General features: G+C 58.4%; 12 protein-coding genes and 1 other RNA gene. 9 read left to right on the top strand and 4 right to left on the bottom strand.

From position 1 onward, the window contains the following. Nucleotides 1–3 precede the first annotated feature (3 nt). Nucleotides 4–1,869: a DNA polymerase III subunit gamma/tau gene (locus CU102_RS13860; RefSeq protein ID WP_280951900.1), complete on the bottom strand. Its 1,866-nt coding sequence runs from the start codon at nucleotides 1,867–1,869 to the stop codon at nucleotides 4–6. 74 nt (nucleotides 1,870–1,943) lie between these two features. Next, an RNA gene (ffs, locus tag CU102_RS13855) (signal recognition particle sRNA small type) lies at nucleotides 1,944–2,040 on the bottom strand. 69 nt (nucleotides 2,041–2,109) lie between these two features. Between ffs and CU102_RS13850 the strand changes: the two genes are divergently transcribed. Beyond that, complete coding sequence (locus CU102_RS13850) at nucleotides 2,110–2,514, top strand: HIT domain-containing protein (protein WP_106711686.1); 405 nt, start codon at nucleotides 2,110–2,112, stop codon at nucleotides 2,512–2,514. Nucleotides 2,515–2,568: 54 nt separating this feature from the next. Next, nucleotides 2,569–3,510 carry an NAD(+) diphosphatase gene (gene nudC, locus CU102_RS13845; protein WP_106711685.1) on the top strand — a complete coding sequence of 314 codons (942 nt, stop codon included), beginning with the start codon at nucleotides 2,569–2,571 and terminating at the stop codon, nucleotides 3,508–3,510. A gap of 3 nt (nucleotides 3,511–3,513) precedes the next feature. Here the strand turns inward: nudC and CU102_RS13840 are convergent, their stop codons facing one another. Then, nucleotides 3,514–4,377, bottom strand: coding sequence for a prephenate dehydratase (locus CU102_RS13840; protein ID WP_208113821.1), 864 nt, complete (start codon nucleotides 4,375–4,377; stop codon nucleotides 3,514–3,516). 2 nt (nucleotides 4,378–4,379) lie between these two features. Beyond that, complete coding sequence (locus CU102_RS13835) at nucleotides 4,380–5,117, bottom strand: 3-deoxy-manno-octulosonate cytidylyltransferase (protein ID WP_106711778.1); 738 nt, start codon at nucleotides 5,115–5,117, stop codon at nucleotides 4,380–4,382. Nucleotides 5,118–5,377: 260 nt separating this feature from the next. On the opposite strand from CU102_RS13835, the gene CU102_RS13830 reads away from it, so the two are divergent. The 7 genes from CU102_RS13830 (at nucleotide 5,378) to CU102_RS13800 (ending at nucleotide 14,789) form a co-directional block, all read left to right on the top strand. Continuing rightward, nucleotides 5,378–6,055: a c-type cytochrome gene (locus CU102_RS13830; protein WP_106711684.1), complete on the top strand. Its 678-nt coding sequence runs from the start codon at nucleotides 5,378–5,380 to the stop codon at nucleotides 6,053–6,055. Between the two features lie 140 nt (nucleotides 6,056–6,195). Then, a complete protein-coding gene (locus tag CU102_RS13825) occupies nucleotides 6,196–8,070 on the top strand; it encodes an extracellular solute-binding protein (protein ID WP_106711777.1) in 1,875 nt (624 codons plus the stop codon). After that, nucleotides 8,067–9,938, top strand: coding sequence for an extracellular solute-binding protein (locus tag CU102_RS13820; protein WP_106711683.1), 1,872 nt, complete (start codon nucleotides 8,067–8,069; stop codon nucleotides 9,936–9,938). Before CU102_RS13825 ends, CU102_RS13820 begins: the two co-directional genes overlap by 4 nt. A gap of 30 nt (nucleotides 9,939–9,968) precedes the next feature. Continuing rightward, nucleotides 9,969–11,072 carry a microcin C ABC transporter permease YejB gene (locus CU102_RS13815; protein ID WP_106711682.1) on the top strand — a complete coding sequence of 368 codons (1,104 nt, stop codon included), beginning with the start codon at nucleotides 9,969–9,971 and terminating at the stop codon, nucleotides 11,070–11,072. Then, entirely contained in the window at nucleotides 11,072–12,208 is a 1,137-nt protein-coding gene (locus CU102_RS13810; protein ID WP_106711681.1) for an ABC transporter permease, read from the top strand. The genes CU102_RS13815 and CU102_RS13810 overlap by 1 nt, the downstream gene beginning before the upstream one ends. Then, nucleotides 12,205–13,833 carry an ABC transporter ATP-binding protein gene (locus CU102_RS13805; protein WP_106711680.1) on the top strand — a complete coding sequence of 543 codons (1,629 nt, stop codon included), beginning with the start codon at nucleotides 12,205–12,207 and terminating at the stop codon, nucleotides 13,831–13,833. The genes CU102_RS13810 and CU102_RS13805 overlap by 4 nt, the downstream gene beginning before the upstream one ends. Beyond that, complete coding sequence (locus CU102_RS13800; protein WP_106711679.1) at nucleotides 13,830–14,789, top strand: 2-hydroxyacid dehydrogenase; 960 nt, start codon at nucleotides 13,830–13,832, stop codon at nucleotides 14,787–14,789. Before CU102_RS13805 ends, CU102_RS13800 begins: the two co-directional genes overlap by 4 nt. The last annotated feature ends 17 nt before the right edge of the window (nucleotides 14,790–14,806 follow it).

The following is a 14,806-nucleotide window of genomic DNA, read 5'->3' as shown; positions in this document are numbered from 1 at the left end:
TCGTCAGTCGTCTTCTTCGGCCGGTGCCAGTGTATCATCACCGGGCATCGAACCACTTGTCATTTCGCCATCGGCCTGTCCGGCAGGCGTCGAGATGCGCACATTGATGATCTTGGCGCCGGGGAATTTCGCCAGGATCGCCGCGACATCAGGATCAGCGCGCGCATCACTCAACAAAGAGTCGCGTTTCGCCGTTTCGGTTTCGCTGATCGTTGCTGCGCCCTGCTCGCGCGACAGCGATACCATCCAGCGGATACCGGTCCAGTCGCTCAGCTTCTGCGACAGGTCGGTCAGAAGCGTCTTCGGCGCATTGTCGGTCAGGTTGATCTCAAGCCGGCCAGGCTTGAGGCTGACAAGCCGCACGCAGTTCTTGACCATGATCTTGAACTGCATGTTGCGCTGCTTGTCTGCGAGCGCGATAATATCATCGATGCTGTTAACCGGCACCGTTGGCGCCGTTTCCTCAACGACCGATTGCGGTGGAACGATCGGCTCAGGCCTTGCCGCAGGTTCGACGAGACGCATTGTGGCGCCGCCATTGGAATTGACCGAACCACGTGACGAAGCGACCACATCCGCTGGTGCAGGACGCGCCATGGTTGCACCACCATTGCCCGGACGGGGGCTGTCGGCGCGCGGCGTTTGAGTGGAGAGCGTTCCGCCTTCCTCAAGCGATTTCAAAGCCTCATCGAGTGTGGGAAGGTCAGCGGCGTGAGCCAGGCGGATCAGCAGCATTTCTGCTGACTGCACCGGACGGCTCGAACTGTCGACCTCGGCAATGCCCTTCAGCAGCATTTGCCAGGTACGGGACAGAACGCGGATGGATAGCTTCTCGGCAAAATCCCGGCCGCGTGTCCTCTCGTCTTCCGACAGCGAAATGTCATCGGCCACATCCGGAGTGAAACGGATACGCGTCACCAGGTGATTGAAATCGGCAAGGTCGGTAAGCACAACGCTCGGATCGGCGCCGACATCATACTGCGCACGAAACTCGCGCAATGCCGAAGCAACATCGCCGGCCATCAGCATCTCGAACAGGTCGATGATGCGGGCACGATCGGCAAGGCCCAGCATGGAACGGACAGCCTCCGCCTCGACAGCGCCCGCACCATGGGCGATTGCCTGATCGAATATGGACAAGGAGTCACGCACGGATCCCTCGCCCGCGCGGGCAATCATCGCAAGCGACGCATCATCCACGGCAATCGCTTCGAGATCGGCGATCTTCTTGAGATGACGGGTAAGCACGCTGGTGTCGATGCGGCGCAAGTCGAAGCGCTGGCAGCGCGACAGCACCGTGATCGGAACCTTGCGGATTTCCGTCGTTGCGAAGATGAATTTCACATGGGGTGGTGGTTCTTCCAGTGTTTTCAACAGACCGTTGAAGGCCTGGTTGGAGAGCATGTGCACTTCGTCGATGATATAGACCTTGTAGCGTGCCGACACCGGGCGGTAGCGCACCTGCTCGATGATCTCACGAATATCATCGATACCCGTATGCGAGGCGGCATCCATCTCGATCACGTCGACATGGCGGCCTTCCATGATCGCCTGGCAATGTTCGCCCGGCACTGTCAGATCGATGGTCGGCTTTTCGATATCAGCGGTCTTGTAGTTGAGCGCTCGCGCCAGAATTCGGGCCGTCGTGGTCTTGCCGACACCGCGCACCCCGGTCAGCATCCACGCCTGGGCGATGCGTCCGGTCTCGAACGCATTGGTCAACGTGCGGACCATCGGCTCCTGACCGATCAGGTCGTCAAAATTCTGCGGGCGATATTTGCGGGCGAGCACGCGATAGGCGCTGTCTGGCGTTTTCGTGTCCATCGCGTTCAATTCCGCTCCTGCATTGACTTCTCGCGTGCGGTGCAAGTTTGGACCGCCGTGCACCGCAGCGTCAATGCCGCTTGATGGCTTTGACACAGGCAAGGTTGCAAGAAGAAAGGGTGGGAGGCTGGCACGGCGACCCGTGCCTGGCTCGTTGGGGCTGCTTCCTTCCGGACCTGACCCGGTTGGCGAGTGGCTCGTCCACCACCAACCTCCCGAGGCTCATATCGTCAATTCACACGCAAAAAGCAAGCGGAACGGCGAAAAAACTGTTATCTAGGATGAATCATGGTTTTTACGCTCGACAGCAAACTTGCAGCAGACACATTTTCCATTGCAAGGCTGGGCCTCTGCGATCTGCGCCTGATGAATGACCGCCGCTGGCCGTGGCTCATCCTCGTGCCGCAACGTCCTGGCATCTGCGAAATTCACGAGCTTACGCCGCTTGATCAGACGATGCTGACCTTTGAAACCGGGATCGCAGCACAGGCGTTGAAAGCTGTCGTCAACTGCGAAAAGATCAATACCGGAGCGCTCGGCAATATCGTCCGCCAGTTGCACCTGCATGTGATCGCCCGCAATACCGGCGATCCCGCTTGGCCCGGCCCAGTCTGGGGACACGGCACGCGCGAACCCTACGGCGAAAAAGACGCAAGGGACTTTGCGAACGCCATACTCAAGGCTATCTAATAATTATCATTGCACGCAGTCCCCCGTCCGGACCGGTTTCCTGGAGTTCCAGCCATGTCGTTTCGCCTTTTCGATGTCCCGGAAACGGAGGCGAGCCATTTTGTCGGCTTTGCCGGCAACAGGATCAATCGTCATTCGGAAAAGCGCAGCGACGATGTGGTGACCCTCGCGCTGGCTAATGCCAATGCTCGCATGCTGCTTATCGGGCAGGGCCAGGTACTCGTCAGCGTGAGCGATTCGGGCGATGCCCTTTTCACCCTGAACGAAGCAACCGCCCTGCTGCCTGCTCCAAACAAGACGATCTATCTTGGTATCCAGGACGATACGCCAATTCTCGCATCGCCGAGCGGCCTGGATTTTGCTGCCTTGCCCGAGCCCATCAGGGCCATTGACTATCGTTCGGTCTACACGCAAGGCCTTATTCCGCCGGACCAGCTCGGTGCAATGGCACAGGCTGTCTCGCTTCTGAGCTGGCACGACAATCATAAGTTCTGCGGACGCTGCGGCTCGGAAACGGTGATGCGCGACGGAGGCTACCGTCGCACCTGCCCCAATTGTGAGGCCCAGCACTTTCCCCGCACCGATCCGGTCGCGATCATGATGGTGGTGCGCGGCGACAAATGTCTGCTGGCGCGTGGCCCGCATTTCGGGCCTGGCATGTATTCATGCCTGGCAGGGTTTATCGAGCCCGGTGAAACAATCGAGAATGCTGTCCGGCGCGAAACCCTTGAAGAGACCAATCTTCCGGTCGGCCGTGTGCTTTACCACGCCAGCCAGCCGTGGCCGTTCCCCTACTCCCTGATGATCGGCTGCCACGCCGAAGCGCTGTCTGACGACTTCACCCTCGACAAATCCGAACTTGAAGACGGCCGCTGGTTCTCGCGTGAGGAAGCCATCACGATGCTTGATCGTACGCATCCCGATGGGCTAATGACGCCGCCGCCCGGCGCCATTGCCGCCCACCTCATCCGCAGCTGGGTCGAAAGTGGGGCTTAAACCCTACTCTTCTTCGTCCTGCGTACTGCGGAATGTCGTATCTGCAGGATAAACACCCAAAATCCGCACTTCCTTGGAGAAAAATTCGAGCTCGTCGAGCGCGTGAGCAACGTTTTTGTCGTCCGGATGGCCTTCGATGTCGGCATAGAACTGGGTTGCCGTGAACTTCCCGTCGATTTGATAGCTTTCAAGCTTCGTCATGTTGACGCCATTGGTCGCGAAACCGCCCATGGCTTTGTACAGCGCTGCCGGAACGTTCCTGACGCGGAAAACGAACGTCGTCATCATCAGTTCGTCCGAGGTGCGAGGCGCCCACTTCTTCGTCTTGTTGAGCACCACAAAGCGCGTGACATTGTTTTCGGTGTCTTCGACATCCTCTTCCAGAATGTCGAGACCATAGAGATCCGACGCAAGGCGCGGAGCCAGCGCCGCCATCGACTTGTCCCTGACGTCAGCAACCAGCCGTGCCGCTCCCGCGGTGTCGCCGGCGATGACCGGCTTCCAGCCATTCTTGCGGATATATTTGCGGCATTGGCCGAGTGCGTGGATGTGGCTGTGGACCGACGTGATGTCACTGCGCTTGGTACCGGGCAAAACCATCAGTTGAAAATGGATCGGCAGGAAATACTCGCCTACGATGTGCAAGCGCGATTCCGGCAAAAGATGATGAATATCCGCAACGCGCCCGGCGATCGTGTTCTCGATCGGGATCATGGCGAGGTCGGCCGCACCGCTCTCAACGGCATTGAACGCATCCTCGAACGTCGGACATGGCATGGGTTCCATCTCGGGAAACATGTTGCGGCATGCGGTATCGGAGTTCGCGCCAGGTTCGCCCTGAAAGGAGATGCGGGTGGATTTCGCCATTATCAATTGCCTTTTGAGGTAAGGATGTCACGCGCCCGTTGAAGATCTTCGGGCGTATCGACGCCGAGCGGCACCGAATCAACAATTTCAACATCGATGCGCATACCTGCTTCCAGCGCGCGCAACTGTTCCAGACGTTCGCGCCGTTCGAGCGGCGACGGGCCGAGCCCGACGAAGCGCTCGAGTGCCGCGCGCCGATACGCGTAAAGTCCGATGTGGTGATAGAGAGGGCCATCGCCCGATGGTGCAGTTGCCCGGGTAAAATACAGCGCGCGCATCTGGTCTTTGCCGATCGTGGAACCGATGATCTTCACCACGTTCGGATTGGTCTTCTCGTCTTCGCGGCGAATTTCAACGCCAAGCGTCCCGATGTCGGCGGGCCCATTCTGCAAAGGCAGGAGCGCACGTTTGATGATTTCCGGATCGATGGTCGGCAAGTCCCCCTGCACATTGACAACAGCATCGACCGTACCGTCAGGATCAAGGGCGAGAAGCGCCTCATAGATGCGGTCTGAGCCGGACTCATGATCGTTGCGGGTCATCACCGCCTCGAGGCCATGTGATTCCACCGCTGACTTGACATCGATGCTATCGGTCGCAACGACGGTGCGGCCAAGGCCCGCAGCCTTGGCCCGTTCTGCCACATGCACGATCATCGGCTTGCCGGCAATATCAGCCAACGGCTTGTCTGGAAGCCGCGTTGAAGCCATTCGAGCGGGTATGAGTGTCAATATTTTCATCATCGTGAACGCGCCTACGGTGTCAAAAAGTCTCAGGCAGAACCGCCCTTATATGTGTTGCAAGTCGCGAGCAAAAGACCTAGTTTCCGCGCGATCACGAGGGGACTCTCATTACAAAATGCAGCGATCTGCATTGACCAGATATTGAGAACCTCCGCAAGTGTGCTGAACACAAAGCTCCTGCATTGCCCTGGCAATCGCGAACAGGAACTCTGCGTCCGGCACATTTGCACAGGACACAAATGGAGCAATGATCGACGATGGAATCGACACCATTCAACAAATACGCCATGGCGTTTCTGGCAACCGTCTTCGTTGTCATGACGGCAGGCATCCTGTCCGATTCTATATTCGACTCCCACGCACCCGAGAAACCCGGCTTCATCATTCAGGCGGCTGAAGCTGGCGGAGAGGCAGAGGCTGGCGGCGCTCCTGCTGCTGCAGCCGTGCCGATCGCAACGTTGCTGGCTTCAGCTGACGCAACGCGCGGCGAAGCTATCTTCAAGCGTTGTGCTGCGTGCCATACGGGCGACAAGGGCGGAGCAAACAAGGTTGGCCCGAACCTTTGGGACATCGTCGACCGTCCGATCGCAACACATGCAGGTTTTAGCTATTCCGGCCCCATGAAGGATTTCTCCAAAGGCGGCCAGGAGAAGTGGACCTATGATCATCTCAACCACTTCCTGACCTCGCCGAAGGGCTACATCAAAGGCACGGCGATGGGCTTTGCCGGCGACAAGAAGGATAATGAACGTGCCGACCTGATTGCCTATCTGCGCACGCTGTCCGACAGCCCCAAGCCGCTTCCGGCTGCGGACGCTGCCCCAGCTGGCGATGCAGCTCCCGCCGGCGATGCGGCCAAGCCCGCCGAAGGTGCACCTGCTCCAGCCGAAGGCGCGGCACCGGCCGCTCCCGCAGGCGAGAAGCCAGCCCACTGAGATAAATCTTCACGATCATGGAAAGCCGGGCCAAATGCCCGGCTTTTTTGTATCAATACCCCGTGTTTTTTCCGTGAAGGCCTGTTCTCCGCCGCATTTTCTCTTAGACTGGTCACCAAAGAGAACCTGTGGAGACCGATTTGCGATTTCGTCCTTTCGTTGCCAGCCTCGTCATCCTTGCCCTCGCATCGATAGGCACTTTTCAGAATGTACAAGCGGCTGAGCCAGAATGGCGAAATGGGACAAGCCTCCTCGGCGAGCCGAAATACGGGGCGGACTTCAAACAATATGATTATGTGAATCCTGACGCGCCCAAGGGTGGAACTCTGAACCAGACTGCGGAAGGAAGCTTTGACAGCCTCAATCCCTACGTTGTTCAAGGAGCACCGGCTGCGGGTCTTGTCGGATTTGGTGGCGGCCTCCTCTACGACACGCTCATGAATCAATCGCTCGATCAGGCCTCGACCACCTACAGCCTGATCGCTGAACAGATGGCTTATCCGGAGGACTTTGCCTGGGTCAAATTTCGCCTCAACCCGGCAGCGAAATGGCATGACGGCCAGCCGATCACGGTTGACGATGTCATTTGGACCTTTGGCATCCTGAAGGCGCAAAGCCCCCTGTACAACAAGTACTATCATGACGTCGTCAAGGCCGAGAAAACTGGCGACCGCGAAGTGACCTTCACTTTCACGAGCGGCGGCAACCGCGAGCTGCCGAACATCATGGGCGACATGGTTGTATTGCCGAAGCACTGGTGGGAAGGCACAGATCCCAGCGGCAAGAAACGCGATGTCAGCAAGTCGACAATGGAGATCCCGCTTGGATCGTCCGCCTACAAGATCCAGAGCGTTGCTCCCGGCAAGTCGATCACGTGGGCCCGTGTGCCCGATTATTGGGCCAAGGATCTCGCCGTCAATGTCGGGCGCAACAATTTCGATCACGTTCGCTACGAGTATTTCCGCGACGTGAATGCCAGCTGGGAGGCGTTCAAAAAAGGTGGATTCGAGGACTACCGCCAGGAGAACCGGATCGGGCGATGGACACGCGAATATGACTTCCCGGCAGTGTCTAAGGGCGATGTGATCAAGAAGACCTTTCCCCAACGCTCGATAGGCCGCATGCAGGGCTACATTCTCAACGCCCGCCGCGACAAGTTCAAGGATCCCAAGGTCCGCGAGGCGCTTACGTTGGCCTATGACTTCGAGAGCATGAACAAGAACATGTTTTTCGGTCAATACAAGCGGATCAACAGCTATTTCGCCGGAATCGATCTCGCCTCAAGCGGCCTGCCGACGGGCAAGGAACTGGAGATCCTTGAAACCGTGCGCGGCCAGGTGCCAGACGAGGTTTTCAGCAAAGAATTCAAGCTGCCCGTCTACGACACACCGCAGGCTGCGCGCGAGAACCTGCGCCGTGCCGTGACCCTGCTCCGCGAGGCGGGGTATGACCAGAAAAACGGCAAGCTCGTCAATACGCAGACCGGCCAGCCACTGACCATCGAATTCCTTGCCAACGACCCGAGCGATGAGCGGATATATGGGCCTTTCATCGAAAATCTGCGCCGTATCGGCATCCAGGGAACAATCCGGGTGGTCGACAGCAGCCAGTACGTCGCCCGCGTGAACGATTTCGATTACGATGTGATCATGATTGTGATGGCTCAGACCCAGTCGCCCGGCAACGAACAACGCGATTTCTGGAGTTCTTTGGCGGCAGACACGCCCGGCAGCCGCAACTACATGGGCATCAAGAACCCGGCCATCGACAAGCTGATCGACAGGGTGGTCTTTGCCAAGGATCGCGACGAACTCGTTGCCGCTACCCACGCCCTCGACCGGGTTCTTTTGTGGAATTTCTATGCGGTGCCACAATGGTATGACGACAAGATCAACACCGCCTACTGGAACAAGTTCGGCATGCCGGAGAAGCAGCCGGAGTATGTCGGTATCGACCCGTTTTCCTGGTGGATCGATACCGCCAAGGAACAGGCTCTGAAGGCGCGCGCCGAATGACGCTTCTCAACCGCCGCGATGTCCTCAAAATTTCCAGCGCGACGATACTTACTGCAATCGCCCCGCGCGTCGCGCTGGCAGACATCGCCACCGGAGTACCGCTGCACGGTCTCTCGGCCTTCGGCGAGCTAAAATATCGACAAGACTTTACACATTTCGATTACGCCAATCCGGAGGCACCTAAGGGCGGCTCATTCATCTTCTCGCCGCCGAACTGGCTTTACAACCAGTCGCCGCAAACCTTCAACACACTGAACACTTACTCGCCCAAGGGCGATGCCCCGCCACGCATGGATCTTTGCTATGACACGTTGATGGCTCCGGCGCTGGACGAGCCCGATTCCATTTATGGGCTGGTCGCGGAAACCGTGACGGTTTCTGCTGACCGCAACACATTCACGTTCAAGCTGCGGCCGGAAGCAAGGTTTCACGACGGTTCACCCCTGACAGCTCATGACGTGGTCTTCAGCTTCCAGACGCTGCAAAAAAAAGGCCATCCCGAGCTTCTGCTTCTCCTGACACAGATGAAGGAAATCGCCGCCGAAGATGATCATACGCTTCGCCTGACCTTCACTGGCAAACACTCCGACAGGGCGATCCTCGATATTGCGGGCTATATGCCAATTCTCTCGAAAGCCTGGTATGCGACCCGCGATTTCGAAGCATCGACGCTTCAGCCGCCACTCGGGTCGGGAGCCTGGCGCGCCGACAAGATCTTTGTCGGCCAGGGAATCGAGTATGAACGCGTTGCCGATTACTGGGCAAAAGACCTACCGGTCCGGCGCGGATTGAACCATTTCGACCGCATCAAGATCGATTTCTACCGTGATCGCCAGCCGCAGTTCGAAGCCTTCAAGAAAGGCGATATCTTCTGGCGCATGGAGCATACGGCCAAGACCTGGATGACCGAGTATAATTTCCCTGCCATCCAGCAAAAACGTGTCGTCAAGCGCGAGTTCCCGGGCGAAAAACGCCCGCAACTTCAGGCGTGGGCAATCAATCAGCGCCGCGAGCATTTCCGCGATCCGCGTGTCCGCGAGGCAATCGCACTTTGCTTCGACTTCGAGTGGACACAGAAGAACCTGTTCTACGGGATGTATGAAAGATCGCAATCGCTGTTCGAGATGTCGGATTTCCTGGCGACGGGGAAACCCTCACCCGAAGAACTCGCCACCATGGAGCCGTTTCGTGAACAGTTGCCGGAGGCAATCTTCGGCGAGGCCGTTGTGCAGGCGCCATCGGACGGATCGGGACGCGACCGCAAGAACCTGCGCCGTGCCGTGGAACTCCTGACCGAAGCCGGTTTCAAGCGCGAGGCCAACCGCTTTGTCGATAAAGCAGGCAAACCGCTCAATCTGGAAATGCTGATCCAGGCGGAAGTGTTCGTCCGTGTCTACACGCCATTCATCAATAATCTCCAGGCGATCGGCATTAACGCCTCGTTGCGGCTCGTCGATCCGGCGCAATACCAGCTCAGATTGCAGGATTTCGATTTTGATATGATGGGTATGGCCGTCCTCCTCAGTCCGACACCGACTAGAGAATCGCTTGAGGCGATCTTCGGTTCGGTATCGGCCACGGCGCCCAGTTCCTACAATTTCCCCGGCATTGCCGATCCCGTGATCGATGCGCTGATCGCTAAGGTCAGCGAGGCTGGTTCGCGTGCCGAACTGGTTACAATCATGCGTGTTCTTGATCGACTCTTGCGTATAAGACGCGACTGGATTCCAAATTGGTACTCAGCGAATCACCTGGTCGCCTATTGGGACGTGTTCGGCTTCAAGGAGCCAAAACCCGATTATGGTTTTCCGGTTGAAACGCTCTGGTGGTTTGACGAAGCAAAGGCAAAAGCTATTGGTAAGGTTTGATTTAACTGCGGCAATGAGTGGGAGCTCTTGATGGGAGCTTATATTCTCCGTCGCCTGGTCCTGATGGTCCCGACCCTGTTCGGGGTGTTGCTCGTCTGTTTCGTCATTGTGCAATTCGTTCCCGGCGGCCCCGTACAGCGGATTATCGGCCAGCTCACCGGCCAGGGCGGCAACACCATGGACCGCATCGGCGGCGGCAGCGCTGATTTCGGCCAAGGCCAGGACCAGCTCGGCACCGGGACAAACAATTCAAAATATCGCGGTGCACAGGGGCTCGATCCGGCATTTATCGCCAGTCTTGAAAAGCAGTTCGGCCTCGACAAGCCGCCGCTGGAACGGTTCGGTCTGCTCGTCTGGAACTATGTGCGTTTCGATTTCGGCAAGAGCTACTTCCGCGACATCAGCGTCGTGGATCTGATCAAGGAAAAGCTGCCGGTTTCCATATCACTCGGCCTTTGGATGACGCTACTTTCCTACATGATCTCTATACCGCTTGGCATCCGCAAGGCTATACATGATGGCTCCACCTTCGATATCTGGACGAGCGGCGTCATCATCGTCGGCTATGCCATACCTGGCTTCCTCTTCGGCATCATGCTGATCGTCTTCTTTGCCGGCGGCTCGTTCTTTGACTGGTTCCCGTTGCGGGGTCTCACCTCGAACAATTTCTCGCAGCTTTCGCTCTGGGGCAAGATCGTGGACTACGCGTGGCACCTGGTCTTGCCGCTCACGGCCATGCTGCTGTCCGCCTTTGCGACGACGACGCTCCTCACCAAGAACTCGTTCCTCGATGAAATCCGCAAGCAGTATGTCACGACCGCCCGTGCCAAGGGGCTGAGCGAGCGCAAGATCCTCTACGGGCACGTGTTCCGCAACGCCATGCTGATCGTCATCTCCGGCTTTCCGAGCGCCTTCATCTCGATCTTCTTCACCGGGCAGCTCTTGATCGAAGCGATCTTCTCGCTCGATGGTCTTGGCCTCCTCGGCTACGAGTCCATCATCAACCGCGATTATCCGGTGGTGATCGCCACCGTCTATATCTTCGCGCTTGTCGGTGTAATCGTCAGCCTACTGTCGGATCTCCTCTACACCTGGATCGATCCGCGGATCGATTTCGAGCGGAGGGATGTCTGATGACCGATGTTGTTGGCGCACCGGCTCTACCTGTCCGCCGCCCTCGCCTGTCGCCGCTCAACGCGCGCCGCTGGCAGAATTTCAAGGCCAACCGGCGCGGCTGGTGGGCATTGTGGATTTTCCTTTTCCTGTTTGTTGCCTCGCTGTTCGCCGAGTTCATCGCCAACGACAAGCCGATCCTCGTCTCCTATAAGGGCGAGATCCTGTTTCCTGTCCTTGTTGATTACCCCGAGGAGAAATTCGGCGGCTTTTACGCGGTCACCGACTACCGCGACCCGGTGATCCAGGACGAGATCAACGCCAATGGCTGGGCAATCTGGCCGCCGGTCCGCTATTCCTACCGCACTGTCAACAATGAGCTACCCGATACAGCGCCGTCGAAACCATTCTGGCTCTACACACCAGAAGAGCGCTGCGCGCGCTATCCACAAGGTGTCAACGATCCGAACTGCACCTTCGGCAACATGAATGTTCTCGGCACGGATGACCAGGCGCGCGACGTCTTCGCGCGTGCGCTCTATGGGTTCCGCATCTCGGTGCTCTTCGGCCTGATCCTGACCGCCGCCTCCGCAGTCATTGGCGTGACTGCAGGCGCGTTGCAGGGCTATTTCGGCGGCTGGCTCGATCTGATCGCCCAGCGTTTCATCGAAATCTGGTCATCGGTCCCGACCCTCTATCTGCTCCTGATCATGGCCTCGATCCTGCCGCCAGGCTTCTGGATCCTTTTATGCATCATGCTGCTGTTTTCTTGGGTCAGCTTCGTCGGCATCGTCCGCGCCGAATTCCTGCGCGCCCGCAATTTCGAATATGTCAACGCCGCCCGGGCGCTTGGCGTGCGCAACCGTACGATCATGTTCAGGCATCTCCTGCCCAACGCCATGGTGACGACGCTGACCTTCCTGCCCTTCATTCTCAACGGATCGATCACCACTTTGACGTCGCTCGACTTCCTCGGCTTTGGCCTGCCGCCAGGATCGCCGTCGCTCGGTGAACTGCTGGCGCAGGGCAAGAACAATCTACAGGCGCCGTGGCTCGGACTTACAGGTTTCGTCGTCATCTCGCTGATGCTGTCGCTGCTGATTTTCGTGGGCGAAGCGACGCGCGATGCCTTCGACCCGCGGAAGGCATTCAAATGAGTGCCCCTCTCCTTTCCGTCCGCGACCTTTCCGTTGCCTTCACGCAAGGCGGGCGCGACACGCTCGCCGTCGATCGTATCTCTTTCGATATTGCCCAGGGTGAAACGGTGGCGCTCGTGGGCGAATCCGGTTCCGGCAAATCGGTCTCGGCGCTATCGATCCTGAAGCTCCTGCCCTACCCGCCCGCCTCGCATCCGTCGGGCCAGATCCTGTTCAACGGCGAAGACCTTCTGGACAAGGATGAGACTGATCTGCGCCGTGTCCGCGGCAACGACATCACCATGATCTTCCAGGAGCCGATGACTTCGCTCAATCCGCTCCACACGATCGAGGACCAGATCGGCGAAGTGCTGAAGCTGCACCAGGGCATGGGCGACAAGGCGGCCCGCCAGCGTACGCTGGCGCTGCTTGAAGAAGTCGGCATTCGCGAGCCTGAAAAGCGCATGTCGGCCTACCCGCACCAGCTCTCCGGTGGCCAGCGCCAGCGCGTGATGATCGCCATGGCACTCGCCAACAAGCCGAAGCTGTTGATCGCCGACGAACCGACGACTGCGCTCGACGTGACCGTCCAGGCGCAAATCCTCCAGCTCCTGGCCGATCTCAAGGCCGCGCAGGGCATGTCGATGTTGTTCATCACTCATGATCTCGGCATCGTGCGCAAGATCGCCGACCGCGTCTGCGTCATGACCGGCGGAAAGATCGTCGAGACCGGGCCGACCAAAGAGATCTTCGACAATCCGCAGCACGCATACACACGGCACCTCCTTGCCGCGGAGCCCAAGGGCAATCCACCATCCGCGAACCTTGCTGCAGAGCCAGTCATGCATGGCGAGCAGATCAAGGTATGGTTCCCGATCAAGCAGGGATTCCTGCGCAAGACCGTCGATCACGTGAAGGCCGTCGATGGTATCGACGTGACAATTCGCGCTGGGCAGACACTCGGCGTCGTCGGCGAATCCGGTTCGGGCAAGACGACGCTTGGCCTCGCCCTGTCGCGGATGATTTCGTCCGAGGGCGTCATCCGCTTCGGCGACAAGGACATCAACAAGTATTCGTTCAGGGAGATGCGGCCGCTGCGCCGCGCCCTGCAAATCGTCTTCCAGGACCCCTATGGCTCGCTTTCACCGCGCATGTCGATCTCCGACATCATCGCCGAAGGACTGCAGGTGCATGAACCCGGTCTCACACCAGACCAGCGCGATGCGCGTGTGGTCGCCGCCTTGAAGGAGGTTAACCTCGACCCGGAGAACCGCTTCCGCTATCCGCACGAGTTTTCGGGCGGCCAGCGCCAGCGTATTGCGATAGCCAGGGCCATGGTTCTCAATCCGCGGTTCGTGATGCTGGATGAGCCTACATCGGCGCTCGACATGAGCGTGCAGGCGCAGGTTGTCGACCTGTTGCGCGCATTGCAGCAGAAGCACAATCTGGCGTATCTTTTCATTAGCCACGACCTGAAAGTGGTCAAGGCGCTTGCCAATGACGTGCTGGTGATGCGCAATGGCAAGGCGGTGGAATACGGACCTTCGGAGGAGATCTTCGCGAGACCCAAGACCGACTATACAAAAGCCCTGATGGCCGCCGCCTTCAGGATAGAAACGGCCGAACAGGGAGCGGTTAGTGAATGACTGGGAATGCAGACGATAAGATCTTACTTGCCGTAACTGGATGGGATCCGGAGATCTGGCGTTCCGAGTTTGCCAAGGCCGCATCTGGCCGCAAACTCGTGCTCGATGCCGATACGGACAAGGAGAATATCCGCTACGCCCTTGTATGGAAACAACGGCAGGGGTCGCTCGCCGGACTACCCAACCTTGAGGTGATCTTCTCGCTCGGCGCCGGCGTCGATCACGTCTTCCATGACCTGCAGATTCCGGATGTTCCCATCGTCCGCATTGTCTCACCTGACCTCACCATGCGCATGAGCGAATATGTGGTCTGGCAGGTGCTCGACCATCAGCGGCTCGGGCAGCGCTACCGTCAGCAGCAACGCCAGAAAGTCTGGCATGAGGATCGCCGCCAGCCCGCAGCGCATGAGGTCACCGTTGGCATCCTGGGCCTCGGTGTGCTTGGACGTGATGCCGCGCAAAAACTCCGCATGCTTGGCTTCAGGGTCAGCGGCTGGAGCCGCCGGCTGCAGACGATCGAAGGGGTGACTACCCATTTCGGCAAGGATGGCCTCAAGGACTTCCTCAAGGATGTCGACATCGTGGTTTGCTTGCTGCCGCTGACGCCCGATACCAAGGGTATCCTCTCAATGACCATGTTTGCGCAGATGAAAGCGGAGGGTCCGCTCGGCGCACCGACGCTGATCAATGCCGGACGCGGCGGGCTGCAGAACGAGCCTGATATTCTGTCGGCGCTGGATCGCGGCATGCTGTCGGTGGTGACGCTTGATGTTTTCAACAAGGAACCGCTGCCGAAGGACAGCCCCTTGTGGACCCATCCGCAGGTCATGGTCACGCCGCATGCTGCCGCAAGCTCCAGCCCGCAGGCGCTTGTCCCCGAGATTATCGCCCAGATCGAATCCTACGAGCGCGGCGAGCCTCTGAAAAACATCGTCGACCGGGCAGCACAATATTAGAAATTTGGCTTTGATCG

Source organism: Phyllobacterium brassicacearum, from assembly GCF_003010955.1.
In the GTDB taxonomy this organism is placed as follows: Bacteria; Pseudomonadota; Alphaproteobacteria; order Rhizobiales; family Rhizobiaceae; genus Phyllobacterium; species Phyllobacterium brassicacearum.
This window is presented reverse-complemented; position numbering and strand designations above follow the sequence as displayed.

Excerpts from the sequence above, each read along its gene's own strand:
- nudC (WP_106711685.1), top strand. The coding sequence starts at position 2,569 with ATGTCGTTTCGCCTTTTCGATGTCCCGGAAACGGAGGCGAGCCATTTT.
- CU102_RS13840 (WP_208113821.1), bottom strand. The coding sequence starts at position 4,377 with ATGGCGAAATCCACCCGCATCTCCTTTCAGGGCGAACCTGGCGCGAAC.
- CU102_RS13835 (WP_106711778.1), bottom strand. The coding sequence starts at position 5,117 with ATGAAAATATTGACACTCATACCCGCTCGAATGGCTTCAACGCGGCTT.
- CU102_RS13830 (WP_106711684.1), top strand. The coding sequence starts at position 5,378 with ATGGAATCGACACCATTCAACAAATACGCCATGGCGTTTCTGGCAACC.
- CU102_RS13820 (WP_106711683.1), top strand. The coding sequence starts at position 8,067 with ATGACGCTTCTCAACCGCCGCGATGTCCTCAAAATTTCCAGCGCGACG.
- CU102_RS13815 (WP_106711682.1), top strand. The coding sequence starts at position 9,969 with ATGGGAGCTTATATTCTCCGTCGCCTGGTCCTGATGGTCCCGACCCTG.
- CU102_RS13810 (WP_106711681.1), top strand. The coding sequence starts at position 11,072 with ATGACCGATGTTGTTGGCGCACCGGCTCTACCTGTCCGCCGCCCTCGC.
- CU102_RS13805 (WP_106711680.1), top strand. The coding sequence starts at position 12,205 with ATGAGTGCCCCTCTCCTTTCCGTCCGCGACCTTTCCGTTGCCTTCACG.
- CU102_RS13800 (WP_106711679.1), top strand. The coding sequence starts at position 13,830 with ATGACTGGGAATGCAGACGATAAGATCTTACTTGCCGTAACTGGATGG.